At 75.9% G+C, this 20,775-nt stretch carries 4 protein-coding genes; 2 read left to right on the top strand and 2 right to left on the bottom strand.

The window, feature by feature from the left end; translation table 11 throughout:
• The first annotated feature begins 28 nt into the window (after positions 1-28).
• Both ACN27G_RS14130 and ACN27G_RS14125 read left to right on the top strand, forming a co-directional pair.
• Complete coding sequence (locus tag ACN27G_RS14130; protein WP_421493275.1) at positions 29-17,953, top strand: amino acid adenylation domain-containing protein; 17,925 nt, start codon at positions 29-31, stop codon at positions 17,951-17,953.
• Positions 17,950-18,195: an MbtH family protein gene (locus ACN27G_RS14125; protein WP_421493274.1), complete on the top strand. Its 246-nt coding sequence runs from the start codon at positions 17,950-17,952 to the stop codon at positions 18,193-18,195. Before ACN27G_RS14130 ends, ACN27G_RS14125 begins: the two co-directional genes overlap by 4 nt.
• A gap of 121 nt (positions 18,196-18,316) precedes the next feature.
• Here ACN27G_RS14125 and ACN27G_RS14120 read toward each other — a convergent pair whose 3' ends face one another.
• Positions 18,317-19,837, bottom strand: coding sequence for an alpha-N-arabinofuranosidase (locus ACN27G_RS14120; RefSeq protein WP_421493273.1), 1,521 nt, complete (start codon positions 19,835-19,837; stop codon positions 18,317-18,319).
• A 32-nt stretch (positions 19,838-19,869) separates the two neighbouring features.
• Entirely contained in the window at positions 19,870-20,772 is a 903-nt protein-coding gene (locus ACN27G_RS14115; RefSeq protein ID WP_421493272.1) for a carbohydrate ABC transporter permease, read from the bottom strand.
• Positions 20,773-20,775: the final 3 nt, after the last annotated feature.

The following is a 20,775-nucleotide window of genomic DNA, read 5'->3' as shown; positions in this document are numbered from 1 at the left end:
ACCCGCTGGCGAGAGGCGGTACTTCGTCGTGCCCACGAGTGACCTGAACCGCACGGACGACGGACTGTCCAGCATGGACCGGCACCGGATCCTCGTCGAGTGGAACGAGGCGGCCCGCCCCGGGCCCCCGGCGACCTGGCCGGCGCTCTTCGCCGAACAGGTCCGCCGCGCGCCCGGGGCGGTCGCGGTGGTCTGCGAGGACGTCGAGCTGACCTACGCCGAGCTGGACGCCCGGGCCGGGCGGCTCGCCGCCGCGCTCGTCGCCCGGGGCGTCGGGCCGGAGCGGGTGGTCGCGCTCTGCCTGCCCCGCTCGGTGGAGATGATCGTGGCCGAGGTGGCGGTGCTCAAGGCCGGCGGCGCCTACCTGCCGGTGGACCGGGACTACCCGGCCGAGCGGATCGGCTTCATGTTCGCCGACGCCCGGCCGGTCTGCCTGGTCAGCACGGCCGAGCTGGCCGACGAGCTGCCGGAGACCCCGGGCCTGCCCCGACTGCTCCTCGACGAGCTGCCCGAGCTGACCGAACCGGTTGAGCTGGCCGAGCTGCCCGAACCGGTTGGGCTGGCCGAGCTGCCCGGGACCGATTCGGCGCTGAGCCCGGAGAACGCCGCATACGTCATCTACACCTCCGGGTCGACCGGGCGGCCCAAGGGCGTGCTGGTCACGCACGCCGGGGTGGCCAAGCTGGTCGCCACCCAGAGCGCCCGGCTCGGCGTCGGCCCGCAGAGCCGGGTCCTCCAGTTCGCCTCGCCCAGCTTCGACGTGGCGTTCTGGGACCTCTGCCTCGGGCTGCTCTCCGGCGGCCGGCTGGTGGTGGTGCCGGCCGAGCGTCGGGTGCCCGGCCCGGCGCTGACCGAGTACGCCCACCGGCACGGCGTGACCTTCATGATCCTGCCACCGGCCCTGCTCGCCGCGATGCCGCCCGAGCTGACCCTGCCGGCCGGGGCCACCCTGCTGGCCGGCACCGAGCGGGTCTCACCGGAACTGGTCGCCCGCTGGGCGCCGGGCCGGCCGATGTTCAACGCCTACGGGCCGACCGAGGCGACCGTCAACTCGACGCTGGGGGAGTGCGACCCGGCCACCCCGCCCGGCGGCGTGGTGCCGATCGGCCGCCCCGACCCGGGCACCCGGTGCTACGTGCTGGACGCCGCCCTCCAGCCGGTGCCGGTCGGCGTGGCCGGCGAGCTCTACCTCGGCGGTTCGGGGCTGGCCCGGGGCTATCTCGGCCAGCCGGGGCTGACCGCGCAGCGCTTCGTCGCCGACCCGTACGGGCCGGCCGGCGGGCGGCTCTACCGCACCGGTGACCTGGTGCGGTGGCTGCCGGACGGGCGGCTGGAGTTCCTCGGCCGCGCCGACGACCAGGTGAAGATCCGTGGCTACCGGATCGAGCCGGGCGAGATCGAGTCGGTGCTGGCGCAGCATCCGGCGGTCGGCCAGGTCGCCGTGCTGGCCCGGCCGGGGCGGGACGGCCAGCAGCGGCTCGCCGCGTACGTCGTACCGGCGCCGGGGCGGGCCGCCGAGCGGGACGCCGAGGTGGAGTCGGCCCGGGTGGAGGACTGGCAGCGGCTGCACGAACTGCTCTACACCGCCGGCCGTGCCGAGCGGTTCGGGGAGAACTTCACCGGCTGGAACAGCAGCTACGACGGGCTGCCGATCCCGCTGCCGGAGATGCGCGAGTGGCGGGACGGGACCGTGCGGCGGATCCTCGCGCTGCGCCCGCGCCGGGTGCTGGAGCTCGGGGTCGGCAGCGGGCTGCTGCTGGCGAAGGTGGCGCCGGAGGTGGAGTCGTACTGGGGAACCGACCTCTCCCCGGCGGCGGTCGAGGCGCTGCGCGAGCAGGTGGCGGCGGTGCCGGAGCTGGCCGGCCGGGTCGAGCTGCGGGCCCAGCCGGCCGACGTGACCGACGGGTTGCCCACCGGCTACTTCGACACCATCGTGCTCAACTCGGTGCTCCAGTACTTCCCGAGCGCCGACTACCTGGTCGAGGTGCTGGGTCGGGCCGCCGGTCTGCTCGCGCCCGGCGGCAGCGTCTTCGTCGGCGACGTGCGCAACCTGCGGCTGCACCGCACGCTGCGCGGGGCGATCGAGGCGGGCCGGCGCCGGCCCGGCGAGGAGGGGCGGGCGGCCGCGCTGGCCGCCGTCGAGCAGGGTCTGCACTGGGAGGGTGAGCTGCTGCTCGACCCCGACTTCTTCCCCGCGCTGGCCGGGCGGGTGCCGGCGATCGTCGGGGTCGAGCTGGCGGTCAGGCGCGGCCGGGCGCGCAACGAACTCACCCGCTACCGGTACGACGTGGTGCTGCGCACCGCCGCCACCGGTGCTCCGTCCACTCTCGACCAGGTGGTCGAGCTGCCCTGGGCCGGGCTGCCGTCCGGGCTGGCCGGGCTCGCCGACCGGCTGGAGTCGCGGCGCCCGGCGGCCCTGCGGGTGACCGGGGTGCGCAACGCCCGCCTCGACGCCGACCTCGCCGCCTGCCGGGAACTTGCGGACGACCCCGCCGCACCCGGGACGGGTGCCGCCGGCCGGGAGCCGGCCGTCGACCCCGAGGAGGTGTACGAGCTGGCCGAGCGGCTCGGCTACGCCGTCGAGGTCACCTGGTCCGGCACGGCCGACGACGGCCGCCTCGACCTGCTCCTCTCCCGCCCCGACGCGCACCCCGCCGAACCGGCGTACCGCCCCGGCAGACCGGCCGCCGAGCCGGCCCGGTACGCCAACCGGCCGGCCCCGTTCCGGGACGTCGCCGCGCTCATGGCGGAGCTGCGCGGGTACGCCCGCAGCTGGCTGCCGGACCACATGGTGCCGGCCGCCTTCGTGCCGCTGCACCGGCTGCCGGTGCTGCCCAGCGGCAAGCTGGACCGGGCCGCCCTGCCGGTGCCGGACTTCGCGGCGCTGACCACCGGCGCCCGCCCCCGGGACGCCCGCGAGGAGGTGCTCTGTGCTCTCTACGCCGAGGTGCTGGGGCTGCCCGAGGTCGGGGTCGAGGACGACTTCTTCGCCCTCGGCGGGGACAGCATCGTCTCGATCCAGCTCGTCATCCGGGCCCGGCAGTCCGGGCTGGTGATCACGCCGCGTCAGGTCTTCCAGCGGCGTACCGTGGCCGAGCTGGCGCCGGTGGCCGAGTCGCTGCCGCGCGGCGTCGCCGACGACCCCCGGGCCGGGGTCGGTGAATTTCCGCTCACCCCGATCATGCGCTGGCTGGACGGCTGCGGCGGCCGGATCGACGCGTTCGCGCAGTGGCTCGCGGTCCGGGTGCCGGCCGAGGCGACCACCGCACGGCTCGCCGCCGTGCTTCAGGCGGCGGTCGACCGGCACGACGTCCTCCGGTCCCGGCTGGTCCGGGCCACCGCGCGGCGGCCGGGCGCGCTGGTGGTGCCGGCGCCCGGCACGGTGCCCGCCGCCGACCTGCTGCACCGGGTCGACGTCGCCGGGCTGACCGACGAGGCGCTGCGGGACCGGATCGAGGCCGCCGCCGACGCCGCCGGGGCGCGGCTGGCGCCGGAGGCCGGCGTGCTGCTCCAGGCGGTCTGGCTCGACGCCGGGCGGGACCGGCCCGGCCGGCTGGTCGTGGTGGTGCACCACGTCGTGGTCGACGGCGTCTCCTGGCGGATCCTGCTGCCCGACCTCGCGGCGGCCTGGGCGGACGTGCTCGCCGGCCGGGCGCCCCGGCTGGAGCCGGTCGGCACCCCGCTGCGGCGCTGGGCCGAGCTGGTGCACGCCGACGCCGAGTCCGCCGACCGGACCGCCGAGCTGCCGCTCTGGACCGGGCAGCTGCGCGGCGAGGACCCGCCGCTGGCGGACCGCCCGCTGGACCCGGTCGGCGACCTGGCCACCGTCCGCCGGCTCACCCTGCGGCTGCCGGCCGACCGGACCGCACCGCTGCTCACCAGCATCCCGGCGGCCTTCTCCGCCGGGGTGAACGACGTGCTGCTCACCGCGCTGGCGCTGGCGCTGGCCGACTGGCGTCGCCGCCGGGGGACCGGGGCGCCGGCGCCCGCGCTGGTGGCGCTGGAGGGGCACGGCCGGGAGGAGCAGCTCGCCGACGGCGTCGACCTCTCCCGCACCCTCGGCTGGTTCACCAGCATCTTCCCGGTCCGGCTCGACGTCGGGCCGATCGACCTCGACGCGGCGCTGGCCGGCGGCGAGGACGCCGGCCGGGCACTGAAGCGGATCAAGGAGGGGCTGCGCGCCATCCCCGACCACGGGATCGGGTACGGGCTGCTGCGGCACCTCAACCCGGAGACCGCCGCCGTGCTCGCCGGGCTGCCGCAGCCGCAGATCAGCTTCAACTACCTCGGCCGGTTCGGGGTGGAGGCGTCGGCGGAGAGCTGCTGGACGGCGCTGCCCGGGATCGGCCTGCTCGCCGGGGGCTTCGACGCGGCGATGCCGGTGGCGCCGTACACGCTGGAGGTGAACGCCTTCACCGAGGACCGGCCGGACGGCCCCGGGCTCGGCGTGACCTGGGCCTGGCCGGCGGCGCTGCTCGCCGAGGCGGACGTGGCGGAGCTGGCCCGGGGCTGGTTCGCCGCGCTGGAGGCGCTGGTCCGGCACGCCGCCCGGCCGGGGGCCGGCGGGCCCAGCCCGTCGGACTTCCCACTGCTGCCGCTGTGCCAGGACGACGTGGACGGGTTGGCGGCCACCGTGCCGGCGGTCGCGGACGTGCTGCCGCTGACCCCGTTGCAGGAGGGGTTCCACTTCCACGCGGTCGCGGCCGGGGCGGAGCGGGACCCGTACCGGGTGCAGCAGGTGATCGAGCTGCGCGGCCCGCTGGACACCGCCGCGCTGCGCCGCGCCGGGCAGGACGTGCTGGACCGGCACGCCCCGCTGCGGGCCGGCTTCCCGCAACTCGCCGACGGGCGGGTGGTGCAGCTCGTCGCCGACCGGATCGAACTGCCCTGGCGCGAGATCGACCTGACCGGATACGCCGAACCGGAGCGGACGGCCGAGTTCGAGGCGCTGGCCGAGGCGGAACGGGCGGCACCGTTCGACCTGAGCCGGCCGCCGCTGCTGCGCTGCGTCCTGGTCCGCCGGGAGCCGGAGCGGCACAGCCTGCTCCTCACCCACCACCACATCGTCACCGACGGCTGGTCGGCCGGGGTGACCCTGCGGGACCTGCTCGCCCGGTACGCCCCGGACGCCGAGCCGGACCGGCTGCCCCCGGTCACCCCCTACCGGCGCTATCTCGACTGGCTCGCCGGGCGGGACCGGGCGGCTGCCGGTGACGCCTGGCGGGCCGCGCTCGCCGGCCTGGACGGCCCGACCCGGCTCGCCGCCGAGGCCGAGGAGGGCTTCGACGGGATCTTCCACCCCGAACGGGCCGACGTGCCGCTGCCGGCCGGGGTCGCCGCCGGGCTGGCGGGGCGCGCCCGCGCCGCCGGGCTCACCGTCGGCAGCGTGCTGCACGCCGCCTGGGCGGTGCTGCTGGGTCGCCGCCTCGGCCGCCGGGACGTCGTCTTCGGTAGCACGGTCTCCGGCCGGCCGGCCGAGCTGGACGGCGTCGAGGGGATGGTCGGGCTCTTCATCAACACCCTGCCGGTCCGGCTGCGCTGGAGCCCGGCCGAGCCGCTGGTCGAGCTGGCCGGCCGACTCCAGCGGGAGCAGGCGGAACTGCTCGACGTCCAGCACCTCGGGCTGCCGGCGATCCAGCGGCTGGCCGGCGTCGGTGAGCTCTTCGACACCCTCGTGGTGATGGAGAACTATCCGGTCGACGCGGCGCCGGGTGGGGCGGCCGGCGGCCTGGAGCTGGCCGGGGTCGAGTTCCGGGAGGCCACCCACTATCCGGTGACCCTGCTGGTGACGCCCTCCGGCGAGCGGCTCGACCTGACCCTGGAGTACGACCCGGAGCGGATCGACCCGGCGACCGTGCGTCAGCTCCGGACCGGGCTGGCCGAGCTGCTCGGCACCTTCGCCGCCGAGCCGGAGCGCCCGGTGGGGCGGATCGACCTGCTGCCGGCGGCCGAGCGGGTCACCGCGCTGGCCCGGCTCACCGGTCCGACCGCACCGGTCCCGCCGCAGACCCTGCACGGAATGGTCGCCGCGCAGGCGGCCCGGACACCGGAGGCGGCCGCGCTGCTCGACGGCGAGCGGCGGATCTCCTACGCCGAGCTGGAGCGGCGGGCCGGCGCGCTGGCCCGGCGACTGGCCGCCCGGGGAGTCCGCCCCGGTGACGTGGTCGCGGTGGCGGTGCCCCGGTCGGCGGAGCTGGTGGTGGCGCTGCTCGGCGCGCTCAGGGCGGGGGCGGCGTACCTGCCGCTCGACGTCGGGCATCCCCGGGAGCGGCTCGCCGCCGTCCTCGACGACGCCGGCGCCCGCGCCATGGTCACCACCGTGGACGGTGTGGGCCGGCTGCCCCGGCCGGCCGGGGTGGCACACCTCCTCGTCACCGCGACGGAGACGCCGGAGGTCGACGCGGTGGACACGGCGGCGCCGGAGGTCGACGCGGTGGATGCCGAGCTGGCCGGGCCGGCGGTGCGGGACGATCCCGACCGGCCCGCCTACCTGATCTACACGTCGGGCTCGACCGGGCGGCCCAAGGGGGTACTCGTCGGGCACCGGGCGATCGTCAACCAGCTCGACTGGTCGCAGCGGCGGTTCGGGCTCGGCACCGACGACCGGATGCTGCAGCTCGCCCCGGCCAGCTTCGACACCTCGGTCTGGGAGATCTTCTGGCCGCTCTGTGCGGGTGCCGCCGTGGTGCTGCCCGCCGAGGAGGAGGCCGGCGACCCGGCCCGGCTCGCCGGGCTGATCCGCCGGCACCGGGTCAGCGCGGTCACCTTCGTGCCGTCGCTGGTCGAGGCGTTCCTGCTCGACGACGAGGTGACCGCCGACCCGGGCTGGGCGGCCAGCCTGCGCTGGGTCTCCTGCGGCGGCGAGGCGCTCCCGCCGGAGCTGGCCCGGCGCTGGCACGCCCGCACCGGCACCGCGCTGGACAACTTCTACGGGCCGACCGAGACGGCGGTGCAGGTCAGCTGGTGGGCGAATGACGGCCGTGCCGAGCGCACGGTGCCGATCGGCCGGCCGGTGGCGAACACCCGGCTGCACGTCCTCGACGACTGCCTCCGGCCGGTCCCGCCCGGGGTGCCCGGCGAGCTCTACGTCGCCGGAGCCCAGCTCGGGTACGGCTACCACGCCCGGTTCGGGCTGACCGCACAACGCTTCGTCGCCGACCCGTACGGCCCGGCGGGCCAGCGGATGTACCGCACCGGTGACCTGGTGCGGTGGCGTGCGGACGGCGTACTCGAGTATGTCGGCCGGACCGACGAGCAGGTCAAGATCCGGGGGCACCGGATCGACCTGGGTGAGGTCGAGGCGGCGCTCCGGTCCGCTCCCGGTGTCGGGCAGGCGGTCGCCGCCGCGCACACCGACGGCCGGGGCCGGACCGGCCTGGTCGGTTACCTGGTGCCGGCGGCCGGCGTCCGGCTCGACCCGGAGGCGGTCCGGGCCGCCGTCCGGTCCGGACTGCCGGAGTCGATGGTGCCGGGCCGGTTCGTGCTGCTCGACGCGCTGCCGCTGACCGCGAGCGGCAAGGTCGACCGGGCCGCCCTGCCGGCACCGCAGGTCGGCGCCGCGCCGGCACCCGATGCCGGTTCGACCGGTGCGGGCGGGTCGGGTGCGGGCCGGGTCGGTCCGTCCGCCCCGACCGGCGAGTCCGCTGTGGACGGAGCGGTGCGGTCGGGCGGGGGCGGCGCGGCCGGGCAGCTGCTCCGGGAGATCTTCGCCGAGGTACTCGGGCTGCCCGAGGCCGGTGCCGACGACGACTTCTTCGCCCTCGGCGGCGACAGCATCCTCTCCATCGCGGTCTCCAGCCGGGCCCGCCGGCACGGGCTCGCGCTCGCCCCGCGCGACGTCTTCCGCCATCGCACTCCACGGGCTTTGGCCGGCGCCGCGGGTGGTGACAAGGCGCTGATCCCGGTCGACTCGGCAGGCACGGTGGCGGCCCCGGTCGCCCCGGCGGGTGCTGCGGGTGCGGCGGGTTCGGTGGCGGCCCCGGTCGCCCCGGCGGGTGCGGCCGGTTCGGCGGCGGGCCCGGCCGTCCCGGCGGCGGCCCCGAACGGTTCCGCGGCTGCGGCGGTGCCGGCGGCAGCGCCGGCACGGGCCACCGGCGCCTCCTCCGGGCCGGGCGCGGATCCCGACGGGCCGGGCGCGGATCCCGACGAGGCGGGTGACGTGCCGCTGCTGCCGATCGTGCACTGGCTGCGGGAGACCGGGCTGCCGATCGACCGCTTCACCCTGAGCAGCCTGCTGGTCGTACCCGCGGACGCGGATCTCGGCTCGCTGGCCGCCGTGCTCCAGGCGGTGCTGGACCGGCACGCCGGGCTGCGACTGCGGCTGCGCCGGATCGCCTCGGTGCTCTGGACCCTGGAGTCGGCGCCGGCCGGCGCGGTGCAGGCCACCGACCTGCTCCGCCGGGTCGACGCGACCGGGGCCGACGAGGCCGGCCTGCGCGCCCTGCTCGCCGCCGAGTCCGCCGCCGCGACCGACCGGCTGGCGCCGGACGAGGGCTCGATGCTCCAGGCGGTCTGGCTCGACCGTGCCGACCGGCCGGGCCGGCTGCTGCTCGCCGTCCACCACCTCGCCGTCGACGGCGTCTCCTGGCGGATCCTCCTGGAGGACCTCGGCACCGCCTGGGATGCGGTCCGGGCCGGCCGGGCGCCGCTGCTCGCCCCGGCCGGCACCTCGCTGCGGCGGTACGCGCAGGCGCTCACCGCGCAGGCACACCGCCCCGAGCGGCTGGCCGAGTTGGCGCACTGGGCCGACACCCTCGCCCCCGGCGCGGAGCTGCTGCCGGGGCGGCCCCGCCCGGCGGCGGAACCCGCCCGCCAGCACGTCGTACGCCTCGACCCGGCCGACACGCTGCCGCTGCTCACCGCCGTACCGGCGGCGGTCGGTGGCGAGGTCACCGGGGTGCTGCTCGCCGCGCTCCGGCTCGCCGTGACCCGGTGGCAGCAGCGGCACGGCCGGGACGGTGCGGCCGACCTCCTCGTCGAGCTGGAACGGCACGGCCGGGAGGAAGTCGACGCCGGCCTCGACCTGTCCCGCACCGTCGGCTGGTTCACCAGCGTGCAGCCGGTACGCCTGCCCGCCGGCACCGATCCGGTCGAGGTGCTGCGTACCGTCGGCGAGCGGATCCGGGCCGTCCCGGACGGCGGCCTCGGCTACGGGCTGCTGCGATACCTGAACGCCCAGGCGGCGCCGGTGCTGGCCGGCCTCTCCTCGGCCCAGGTGCTCTTCCACTACTACGGCCGCTTCCCCGGTGGCGGCGCCGAGCGGGACTGGGCGCCCGCGGCCGAGTCCGACGCGATCGCCGCCGTCAACGGCGGGGTCGGCCTGACCCACCTGGTCCAGGTCGACGCGGTCGCCACCGAGACCCCGGACGGGCCGGTGCTCACCGCCACCTGGACGTGGCCGGACGGGACCCTCGGCGAGCCGGAGGTGACCGGGCTGGCCGCCGAGTGGCGCGACGCGCTGCGCCAGCTCACCGCCGTCCTCGGCACCGCCGCCCGCACCACCGCGGCGGCTGACGAGGTCGGGGCGGCCGGCGAGGTCGGGGCGGCCGGCGAGAGCGGGGCGGCCGGCGAGGTCGGGGCGGCCGGCGAGGTCGGGGCGGCCGGCGAGAGCGGGCCGGGCGCACCGCCGGTCGCGGCCGGGCTGACGTTGAGCCCGGACGAGCTCGACCTGGTCGCCCGGACCAGCCCGGTGCCGGTGGCGGAGATCTGGCCGCTCTCGCCGTTGCAGGAGGGGCTCTACTTCCACGCCAGCTACGACACCTCGGCGCTTGACGTCTACACCGCGCAGGACGCCTTCGACCTCGGCTACCGGCTCGACCTGGACCGGCTGCGCCGGGCCGGCGCCGCGCTGCTGGCCCGCAACCCCGGCATGCGCGCGGGGTTCGCCAGCGTCGGGCTGCGCCAGCCGGTGCAGTTCGTCGCCGTCGCCCCCGAGCTGCCGGTGACCGAGGTCGACCTGACCGGCCTCGACCCGCAGGTCCAGCAGGCCCGGATGGTCGAGCTGATGGCCGAGGACCGGCGTACCCGGTTCGACCTGACCCGGCCGCCGCTCTGCCGGCTGCTGCTGCTCCGGCTCGGCGAGGATCGGGACCGGCTGGTCGTCAGCCACCACCTGGTGCTCTGGGACGGCTGGTCCGAGGAACTCTTCGTCGAGCAGCTCTTCACCCTCTACGAGCGGGACGGTGACGACCGGGACCTGCCGCCGGCCGGCTCCTACCGGGACCATCTGGAGTGGCTGGCCGGGCAGGACATCGAGCTGGCCGGCCGGGCCTGGCGGGACGCGCTCGACGGGCTCGCCGAGCCGACCCTGGTCGCCCCGGAGGCGACCCTGGCGCCGGTCGTCCCGGACCGGGTCCGGACCGAGCTGCCGGCCGCGCTCGGCGACCGGCTGCGCGGGCTGACCCGCCGGCACGGGCTCACCCTCAACAGCGTGCTGACCGCCGCCTGGGGACTGGTGCTCGGCGGCCACCTCGGCCGCACCGACGTGGTCTTCGGGATGACCGTCGCCGGCCGGCACGGCGACATCCCGCACGTGGAGAACATCATCGGGCTCTTCCTCAACACCGTGCCGGTACGCGTCACCGCCGACCCCGCCGAGCCGCTGCTCGGCCTGCTGCGCCGGTTGCAGGAGCGGCGGATCGAGCTGATGCCGCACGACCACCTCGGCCTCGGCGAGGTGCAGCGGGCCAGCGGGCACGCCCGGCTCTTCGACACGCTCTACGTGTTGCAGAACTTCGTCGACGAGGGGGAGTCGGCCCTGCTGCGGGACCGGCACGGGATCGCCGCCGTCGACGGGGTGGACGCCACCCACTACCCGCTGACCCTGGTGGTCACCCCGGCCCGGCGGATCCGGCTCGCCCTGGACCACCGTCCCGACGTCGTACCGGAGGCGGTGGCCCGGACCCTGCTGGACCGGCTGGTCGCCGTGCTGAGCCGGCTGGTCGCCGAGCCGGAGACCCCGGTTGGCCGGCTCGACCTGCTCGCCGCCGCCGAACGCGCCGAACTGGTCGCGGAGTGGGCCGCCACCCGGCACCCGCTCGGCACCGGGTCCGTCGCCGACCTGCTGGCCGAGCAGGCGGCCCGGACCCCGGACGAGGTCGCGCTGGTCTTCGCCGGCCGCACCCTGACGTACGCCGAGTTCGACGCCCGGATCAACCGGCTGGCCCGGCTCCTGGTCGGCCGGGGTGCCGGGCCGGAGCGGGTGGTCGCGCTGGCGCTGCCCCGCTCGATCGAGATGGTGGTGGCGCTCTTCGCGGTGCTGCGCACCGGTGCCGCGTACCTGCCGCTGGAACTCGACCACCCGGCGGAACGGCTCGGCTTCGTGCTCGCCGACACCGGGCCGATGTGCCTGCTCTCGGTGAACGGTGTCCGGTCCGCGCTGCCGGAGACGGAGGTGCCGACGGTACTGCTCGACGACCCGGCGGTCACCGCCGAGCTGGCCGGGCTGCCGGGCGGGCCGCTCGGCGACACCGAACTGCCGGCCGGGTTCGCCCGGACCGACCCGGACCGGCTCGAACACCCGGCGTACCTGATCTACACCTCCGGCTCGACGGGACGGCCGAAGGGGGTGGTGACGCCGTACCGGGGGCTGACGAACATGCAGCTCAACCACCGGGAGGCGATCTTCGACCCGACCGTGGCGGCGGCCGGCGGGCGGCGGCTGCGGATCGCGCACACCGTCTCGTTCGCCTTCGACATGTCCTGGGAGGAGCTGCTCTGGCTGGTCGAGGGGCACGAGGTGCACGTCTGCGACGAGGAGCTGCGCCGGGACGCGCAGGCGCTGGTCGCCTACTGTGACCGGCACCGGATCGACGTCGTCAACGTCACCCCGAGCTACGCGCACCACCTGATCGAGGAGGGCCTGCTCGACCAGTCCGGGCCGAACGACGGCACCGGGCTGGACGACGGCACCGGGCGGCACGACGGCACCGGGCGGCACGACGGCACCGGGCGGCACGACGGCGAAGGGTCGGGGCGGCACCGGCCGGTGTTGGTGCTGCTCGGCGGGGAGGCGGTCTCCGAGGCGGTCTGGAACCGGCTGCGCGACACCGACGAGACGGCGGGCTACAACCTCTACGGGCCGACCGAGTACACCATCAACACCCTCGGCGGCGGCACGCTGGAGAGCGCCACCCCGACCGTGGGGCGGGCGATCTGGAACACCCGGGCGTACGTGCTCGACGCCCACCTGCGGCTCGTCCCGCCCGGTGCCCCCGGCGAGCTCTACATCGGCGGCGTCGGGCTGGCCCGCGGCTACCACCGGCGGCTCGGGTTGACCGCGGAGAGGTTCGTCGCCGACCCGTACGGCGCGCCGGGGGAGCGGATGTACCGCACCGGTGACCTGGTCCGGCGCCGCCCGGACGGAAACCTCGACTTCCTCGGCCGCACCGACGACCAGGTGAAGATCCGCGGCTACCGGGTCGAGCTGGGCGAGGTCGAGACCGCGCTCGCCGAGCACCCGACGGTGGCGCACGCCGCCGTGGTGGTCGACTCGACCACCGACCCCGGGCTGCGCCGGCTCGCCGGCTACGTCGTACGCGGTGCACAGTGGACGGAGCCGGACGACGCCGTGCTGGCGGAGATCCGGGCGGAGCTGAAGCGGCGGCTGCCGGACTACATGGTGCCGGCCGCGCTGGTGCCGCTGGACCGGCTGCCGCTGACCGTGAACGGCAAGCTCGACGTGGCGGCGCTGCCGGCGCCGACCGTCCGGGGCGGCACGGCGTCCCGCCCGCCCTCCTCGCCCGGCGAGGAGGTGCTCTGCGCCCTCTTCGCCGAGCTGCTCGGCGTGCCGGAGATCGGCGTCGACGACAACTTCTTCGACCTCGGCGGCCACTCCCTGCTGGCGATCCGGCTGGTCAGCCGGGCCCGGGTGGCGCTCGGCGCCGAGCTGGCGATCCGGGACCTCTTCGAGGCGCCGACCGTCGCCGAACTGGCCGCCCGGCTCCCCGACGCGGCCGGCGGACCCGCCCGACCCGGCACCCTCGACGGATCCGCCGACGGCGGCGGTCGGACCGGTGACGGTCTGGCCGGCGGCGGCGGTCTGGCCGGCGGCGGTCGGGCCGCACTCGTCCCGGTCGAGCGCCCCGCCGAGCTGCCGCTCTCCTCCGCCCAGCAGCGGCTCTGGATGATCCAGCAGCTCGCACCGGAGTCGGCCGCCTACAACTTCCCGATCGCCGTACGCCTGCGCGGGGCGCTGGACGTCGCCGCGCTCCGCGCCGCACTGGCCGACCTGACCGCCCGGCACGAGACGCTGCGTACCCTGCTCGGCGAGCGGGACGGCCGGCCGTACCAGCGGGTGCTGGCGGCGGCCGAGGCCCGACCGGTGCTGGCGACCCTCGCCGCCGCCCCGGACGAGGTGCCCGCGGTCGTCCGCGACGCGGTGCGCCGCCCCTTCGACCTGACCGGCGAGCCGCCGCTGCGCGCCACCCTGGTCGAGGTGGCCGCCGAGGAGCACGTGCTCGTGCTGGTGCTGCACCACATCGCCACCGACGAGTGGTCGGACCGGCCGTTCCTGCGCGACCTGAGCACCGCGTACGCGGCCCGGCGGGCCGGACGGGAGCCGGACTGGGCACCCCTGCCGGTGCAGTACGCCGACTACACCCTCTGGCAGCGCCGGCTGCTCGGCGACCCGACCGATCCGGGCAGCCTGGCGGCGCGGCAGCTCGACTACTGGCGGGACGCGCTGGCCGGCGCGCCCGAGGAGCTGGTGCTGCCGACCGACCGGGCCCGCTCGGGCCGGCCCGACCCGGCCGGTGCCGAACTCGCCGTCGCGCTGCCGGCCGAGGTCGGCGCCGGGCTGCGCCGGCTCGCCCGGCAGACCGGGACCAGCCTCTTCATGGTGGCGCACGCGCTGGTGGCGGCGCTGCTGCACCGGCTCGGCGCCGGCACCGACATCCCGCTCGGCGCACCGATCGCCGGACGGGGCGACGCGGCCCTCGACGACCTGGTCGGCTTCTTCGTCAACACGCTGGTGCTCCGGACCGACCTCTCCGGCGACCCGACCTTCGCCGAGCTGCTGGCGCGGGTCCGCCAGACCGACCTGGCCGCCTTCTCCCACCAGGAGGTGCCGTTCGAGGCGGTGGTCGAGGCGGTCAACCCGGCCCGCTCGGTCTCCCGCAACCCGCTCTTCCAGGTGATGGTGGTGCACCGCAACCGGACCGCCGAGTGGAGCGGACTCGCCGGCCTGACCGTCACCGACGAGCCGGTCGGGACCCCGGCGGCAAAGTTCGACCTGGTCTTCGACTTCGCCGAGGGCGAGGACGCGGCGGTGGACCAGCCGGCCGGCGGCGGGGACGACGCGCTGAGCTGCCTGCTGAAGTACCGGACCGACCTCTTCGACGGCGAGACGGTGGCACTGCTCGGGAAGCGGCTGCTCCGGCTGGCCCGGACCGTCGCCGCCGACCCCGGAACGCCGCTGAGCCGGGTCGACGTCTTCGTCGGCGACGAGCGGGACCGGGTGCTGCGCGACTTCAACGACACCGGACGCCGGGTGCCGGAGGAGACCCTGCCGGCCCTCTTCGCCCGCCGGGTGGCCGAGACGCCGGAGGCGGTCGCCGTGGTCGACCGGCAGCGGACCCTCTCCTACGCCCAACTGGACGCCGAGGCGGCCCGGATGGCCCGGCTCCTCGCCGGGCACGGCGTCGGCCCGGAGACGGTGGTCGGGGTGGCGGTGCCGCGCTCGCGGGAGACCATCGCCGTGGTACTCGGCGTGCTGCGCCTCGGCGCCGCCTTCCTCCCGCTGGACCTCAGCCACCCGGCCGACCGGCTGGCCTTCATGGTCGACGACTCCGGTGCCCGGACCGTGGTGACCACGGCGGAGGTGGCCGGCCGGCTGCCGGAGCGCCCCGGGGTGTCCCGCCTGCTGGTCGAGCCGATCCGCCCGGAACCCGTGCCGGGCATCCCGGCCGACGAGGGCCGGGCCGTGCCCGCCGGGCTGGACCACGCCGCGTACGTCATCTACACCTCCGGCAGCACCGGCCGGCCGAAGGGGACGGTGGTGTCGCACGAGGGGATCGCCAGCCTGGTGGCGACCGCCGTGGACCGGATGGGGCTGGAGGACACCTCCCGGGTGCTCCAGTTCGCCTCGATCGGCTTCGACGTCTTCGTCTTCGAGTTGGCGATGGCGCTCTGCGCCGGTGGCAGCCTGGTGCTGGCCCCGGACGAGACCCGCGCTCCCGGCCGGCCCTTGGTCGACCTGCTGGAACGCGAGCGGGTCAGCCACGCGATCCTGCCGCCGTCCCTGGTCTCGGCGCTGCCGCCCGACTGCGAGCTGCCGGCCGGACTGACGGTGCTGGTCGGCACCGAGACGGTCCCGCCGGACCTGATCGGGCGCTGGGCGGAGCGGCTGCGGCTGCACGCCGCGTACGGGCTGACCGAGGCGACGGTGAACTCCACGCTCTGGCGGGCCGAGCCGGACTGGTCCGGTCCGGTGCCGATCGGGCGACCCGACCCGAACACCCGGGCGTACGTGCTGGACGAGCGGCTCCGCCCGGTCCCGCCCGGGGTGGCCGGCGAGCTGTACGTCGGCGGGCGCGGCCTGGCCCGGGGCTACCTGGGACGCCCCGGGCTGACGGCGGGGCGCTTCGTCGCCGACCCGTACGGCCCGGCCGGCTCCCGGATGTACCGCACCGGTGACCGGGCCCGCTGGCGGCCCGACGGCATCATCGACTTCCTCGGCCGGGTCGACGACCAGGTCAAGATCCGGGGCTTCCGGATCGAGCTGGGCGAGGTCGAGGCGGTGCTCGCCCGGCACCCCGGGGTACGCCAGGCGGCGGTGGTGGTGCACCGCAGCGCCGACGTGACCCGGCTGGCCGGCTACGTCGTACCGGCCGGCGACCCGGTCGACCCCGCCGAGGTACGCGCGCACGTGGCGGAGCAACTGCCCGACTACATGGTCCCGACCGCCGTGCTGGTGCTGCCCGGCCCGCTGCCGCTGACTCCGAACGGCAAACTGGACCGGCGGGCCCTGCCGGCGCCGGACTGGGCGGCGCTGGCCGGCGACGAGCGGCCGGTCACCCCGACCCAGCAGACCCTGGCGGGCCTGGTGGCGGAGGTGCTGCGGCTGCCGACGGTGGGGATCTCGGACGACTTCTTCGCCCTCGGCGGGCACTCGATGGCGGCGATGCGGCTGCTCGGCCGGATCCGGGCCGCGCTCGGCGTCGACCTCGCGGTCCGGGACGTCTTCGAGGCGCCGACCGTGGCCGGCCTGGCCGAGCGGGTCGCCGGGGCGGGCGCGGACCGTCCGGTGCTGCGCCGCACGGCCGCGGAGGCGGCGGCACCGGCCGTGGCTCCGGTGCAGCGGACCTGGTGGGAGACGCACCCGTCGTCGTCGGTGTCCTCGGGCGGGTCAGGTTCGGCGGACTCTTCGACGGACGGGTCCGGCTCGCTGGACTCCTTGGCGGGCGGGTCAGCTTCGGCGGACTCTTCGACGGGCGGGTCAGCTTCGGCGGACTCTTCGGCGAGCGGGTCCGGCGCGGTGGACTCCTCGGCGGGCCGGTCGGGACCGGACCGCTCCCCGGCGGGCCGGTCCGGCTGGGACCTGGCGCTGGTCGTCCGGCCGGTCGGGGGGTCGGCGGCGTTGGACGTGCCGGCGATGACAGCGGCCGTGGCCGATCTCGTGGAACGGCACGAGCCGCTGCGCACCGCGCTGGCGGTCGGCGCCGACGGCGAGCCGGTGCCGGTGCCGGCCCGGCCGGTCGTGGAGCTGCTGCCGGCGAACGGCCGCCCCCTCGACGACCGGATCGCCGAACTGGTCGGCACCGGCTTCGACCCGACCCGGGAGCCGCCGCTGCGGGCCCGGCTGCTGGCGCCCTCCACCGGGGAGCACGCGGGTGAGGCCGAGGCGCTGCTGCTGGCGATGCACTATCTCGGCGTCGACGAGTGGTCGGTGGTGCCGCTCGCCCGCGACCTCGGCACCGCGTACGCGGCCCGGCTGGCGGGCCGGGCACCGGAGTGGTCGCCACTGCCGGTGGACTATCCGGACTACGCCCGCTGGGCGGGGACGCTGCTCGGGGACCCGGCCGACCCCGGTAGCCGGCACGCCCGGCAGCTCGACTGGTGGCGGGAGGCGCTGGCCGGCGTACCGGATCGGCTGGCGCTGCCGACCGACCGACCGCGACCGGCGGTGCTGTCCGGGCGCGGTGGCCGGGTCGAGTTCGTGCTCGACCCGGCGACGCACCGGGCGATCGACGAGCTGGCCCGGACGACCGGCACCAGTATGTTCATGGTGTTCCAGGCGGCGCTGGCGGCGCTGCTGCAGAGGCTCGGCGCCGGCCCGGACGTCCCGGTCGGCACCCTGGTCGCCGGTCGGACCGAGGCGGCCCTCGGTGACCTGGTCGGCTGTTTCGTCAACCCGGTGCTGCTGCGCACCGACACCGGCGGCGACCCGACCTTCACCGAGCTGCTCGCCCGGGTCCGGGAGGCGGACCTGAGCGCCTTCGACCGCCAGGACGTGCCGTTCGACGCGGTACGCCGCGAGCTGCCGCCGGGCGGTGGGACGCTGCCGCAGGTGATGCTGGTGCACCACGAGGAGGCCGGACTGACCGGCCCGGACGGTCCGGCGGCGCTACGCGTCGAACCGGTGCCGACCGGCACGACCCGGGCCGAACTGACGGTCAGCTTCTACGAGCCGCTCGGCGACGGCCCGGTGCACGGCGAGCTGGGGTACGCGGTCGAGCTCTTCGACCCGGCGACGGCCCGCCGGCTCACCGATGACCTGCTCGGGCTGCTGGCCGCCGCGGTCGCCCGACCCGCGCAGCGCCTGTCGACCGTCGAGGCCGGCACCGACACCGCCGGCACCGACACCGCCGGCACCGACACCGCCGGCACCGACACCGCCGGCACCGCCGGCACCGGCACCGGCACCGCCGGCACCGACAGCGCTGGGCAGGCGACGGTGCTGCCCACCCACTCGGGCGGCGCCGCCGCCGACCATCCGGAGAGGATCGACTCATGACCACCACCAATCCGTTCGACGACCCCGACGGCCGCTACCTCGTGCTCGTCAACGACGAAGGGCAGCATTCGCTCTGGCCGTCCTTCGTCGACGTGCCGGCCGGCTGGACGGTCGCGTTCGGCGCGGACGGCCCGCAGTCCCGGGACGACTGCCTGGCGTACGTCGAGGAGAACTGGACCGACCTCCGCCCGCGCACCCTCCGGGAGCGGATGGCAGCCGCGACCGCCGAACCGGCTGGCTGATCGGTCGGCGCCCGGAAAAATGGTCGGATCTTGACGACTTGTTGTCGTTCCAGGCGCAAGAAGTCGTCAAGATCTACCGGAAACACGTCTTGGGCGGTGCGAGGGGGCGGAGGGATTCCGGTTATCCGGTCGTCAGCCGGATCATGTTCCAGGAGAGGGGCGGCAGGACCAGGCTGGCCCGTCCGCCGTCGACCGTGACGCCGCCGAGCCGGCTCGGGGTCACCCGCTCGGGTGCCTCCGCACTGTTCGTCGCCTCCGGGTCGGCGTCGTCGTGCAGCACGACGTGCTCACCGGTGACCTCGCCGCCGACCAGGTCGCCGCAGGCCCGCAGATCGACGTCGAGGGCGAGCGGCTCCCGCTGGTCCCGGTTGACCGCGAAGAGGGTGACCGCACCGGACTCGTCGTCCCGGACGGCGGTCGCGGTGAGCGTCGGCACCTCACCGTGCCGGGCGGTCTCCTGGACCGGGCCGGTCGGCTCGACCCGCAGCACCGTGCCGCGACCGTGCCGGGAGGTCAGCGCGAACGGGTGGTACGTCGGCTGCACCCAGGCCGGCCCGCCCGGCTCGCTGCGGATCGGGGCGATCACGTTGACGAGCTGCGCCAGACAGCCGACCTTGACCCGGTCGGCGTGCCGGAGCAGCGAGATCAGCAGGTCGCCGACGACGACGGCGTCGACCACCGAGTAGGTGTCCTCGATCAGCCGGGGCGCCTCGGCCCAGTCGAGCCGCTCCTGCCCGACGAACCGGCTCTGGTACCAGACGTTCCACTCGTCCACCGAGAGGTTGATCCGCTTGCGGTGCTTGCCGGCCGCCCGGACATGGTCGCAGGTCGCCACCACCGACTCGATGAACCGGTCCAGGTCGACCGCGCTGGCCAGGAAGCTGTCCCGGTCGCCGTCGTGCTCCTGGTAGTAGCTGTGCAGCGAGACGTAGTCGACCAGGTCGTAGGTCTCGGCCAGCATCGTCGCCTCCCAGGTGCCGAAGGTCGGCATCCCGCTGCCCGAGCTGCCGCAGGCGACGAGCTCGATCGACGGGTCCACCTGGCGCATCGCCTGCGCGGTCTGCGCGGCGAGCCGGCCGTACTCCCGGGCGGTCGTGAAGCCGGTCTGCCACGGGCCGTCCATCTCGTTGCCGAGACACCAGAGCTTGATCCCGTACGGGTCCGGGCTGCCGTGCTTGCGGCGCAGGTCGGACCAGTACGTCCCGGACGGGTGGTTGGTGTATTCGAGCAGGCTGCGGGCGGCGTCCACGCCCCGGGTGCCGAGGTTGACCGCCATCATGGGTTCGCTGCCGACCCGGCGGCACCAGCCGACGAACTCGTCGACGCCCACCTCGTTGCTCTCGATCGACCGCCAGGCCAGGTCGAGCCGGCGGGGCCGTTCCGCGCGCGGCCCGATCCCGTCCTCCCAGTTGTAGCCGGAGACGAAGTTGCCGCCGGGATAGCGCAGCACGGGTACGCCGAGCCGGCGGACCAGCTCCGCCACGTCCCGGCGGAACCCGTGCTCGTCGGCGCTCGGATGTCCCGGTTCGTATATCCCGGTGTAGACGCAGCGCCCGAGGTGCTCCACGAACGAGCTGTAGAGCCTCGGGTCGACCTCGCCGATCCGGAACGCGGGGTCGATGGTGAGCGCGGCGTGATGCACGGAACCTCCAACGGTAGATATCTGGTGCGGTGTCAGCCTTTGAGTCCGGTGCCGGCGATGCCCTCCACGATCCGTCGCTGGAAGAGCAGGAAGACCAGGACCAGCGGCAGCGCGCCGAGGATCGCCGAGGCCATCGTGTCGGCGTAACGGATACCGTAGGTGCCCTGGATGGCGGCGAGCCCGACCGGGATGGTCATCAGCTCCGGATCGGTGACGGCGAGCAGCGGCCAGAGCAGGTTGTTCCAGCACCAGACGAAGCTGAAGATCGCCACGGCCGAGACCGCCGGCCGGGAGAGCGGCATCACCACCTGACGGTACGTCCGGAAGAAGCCCGCGCCGTCCATCCGGGCGGCCTCGTCGAGGTCCCGGGGGATCCCGTCGAAGAACTGCTTGAAGACGAAGACGGCGATCGCGGTCGGGACCTGTGGCAGGAACACCGCCCACCAGGTGTTCAGCAGGTGCACGCTGTCGAACTCCCGGAACTGCGGCACCATCAGCACCTGGTTCGGGATCATGATGCCGCAGAGGATGAACCAGAAGACCAGCCAGCGCCAGCGGAACCGCAGCCGGGAGAGGGCGTACGCGGCCATGCTCGCGGTGAGCACCGTGCCGACGGTGGCCAGCGTCGAGGTGACGAAGCTGGCGACGTACCAGTTGAGGATGTCGCTCTGCGCCAGCACGGTCCGGTAGGAGGCGAGCGTCGGGTTCTCGATCAGCCAGGTCGGATCGGTGGTCTCCGCGTTCGGCTTGAGCGAGGTGTCCAGCGCCCAGGCCAGCGGCACCAGCCAGAGCAGCGAGAAGGCGATCAGGACCCCGACGCAGCAGCGGTTGAAGAGCCGTACCCGGCGGTCCACCGAGGCGGCCAGCGCGGGGCTTCCGGTCCCGGCGCGGCGGCGGTCCCGGTCGGTGCGGTCGGTCGATTCGCGGAGGGCCATCGC

Source organism: Plantactinospora sp. WMMB334, assembly GCF_049179095.1.
GTDB lineage: Bacteria > Actinomycetota > Actinomycetes > Mycobacteriales > Micromonosporaceae > Plantactinospora.
This window is presented reverse-complemented; position numbering and strand designations above follow the sequence as displayed.

What these genes read in the sequence shown, in the direction of transcription:
- ACN27G_RS14125 (WP_421493274.1), top strand. Translation starts at nt 17,950, where the DNA reads ATGACCACCACCAATCCGTTCGACGACCCCGACGGCCGCTACCTCGTG.
- ACN27G_RS14115 (WP_421493272.1), bottom strand. Translation starts at nt 20,772, where the DNA reads ATGGCCCTCCGCGAATCGACCGACCGCACCGACCGGGACCGCCGCCGC.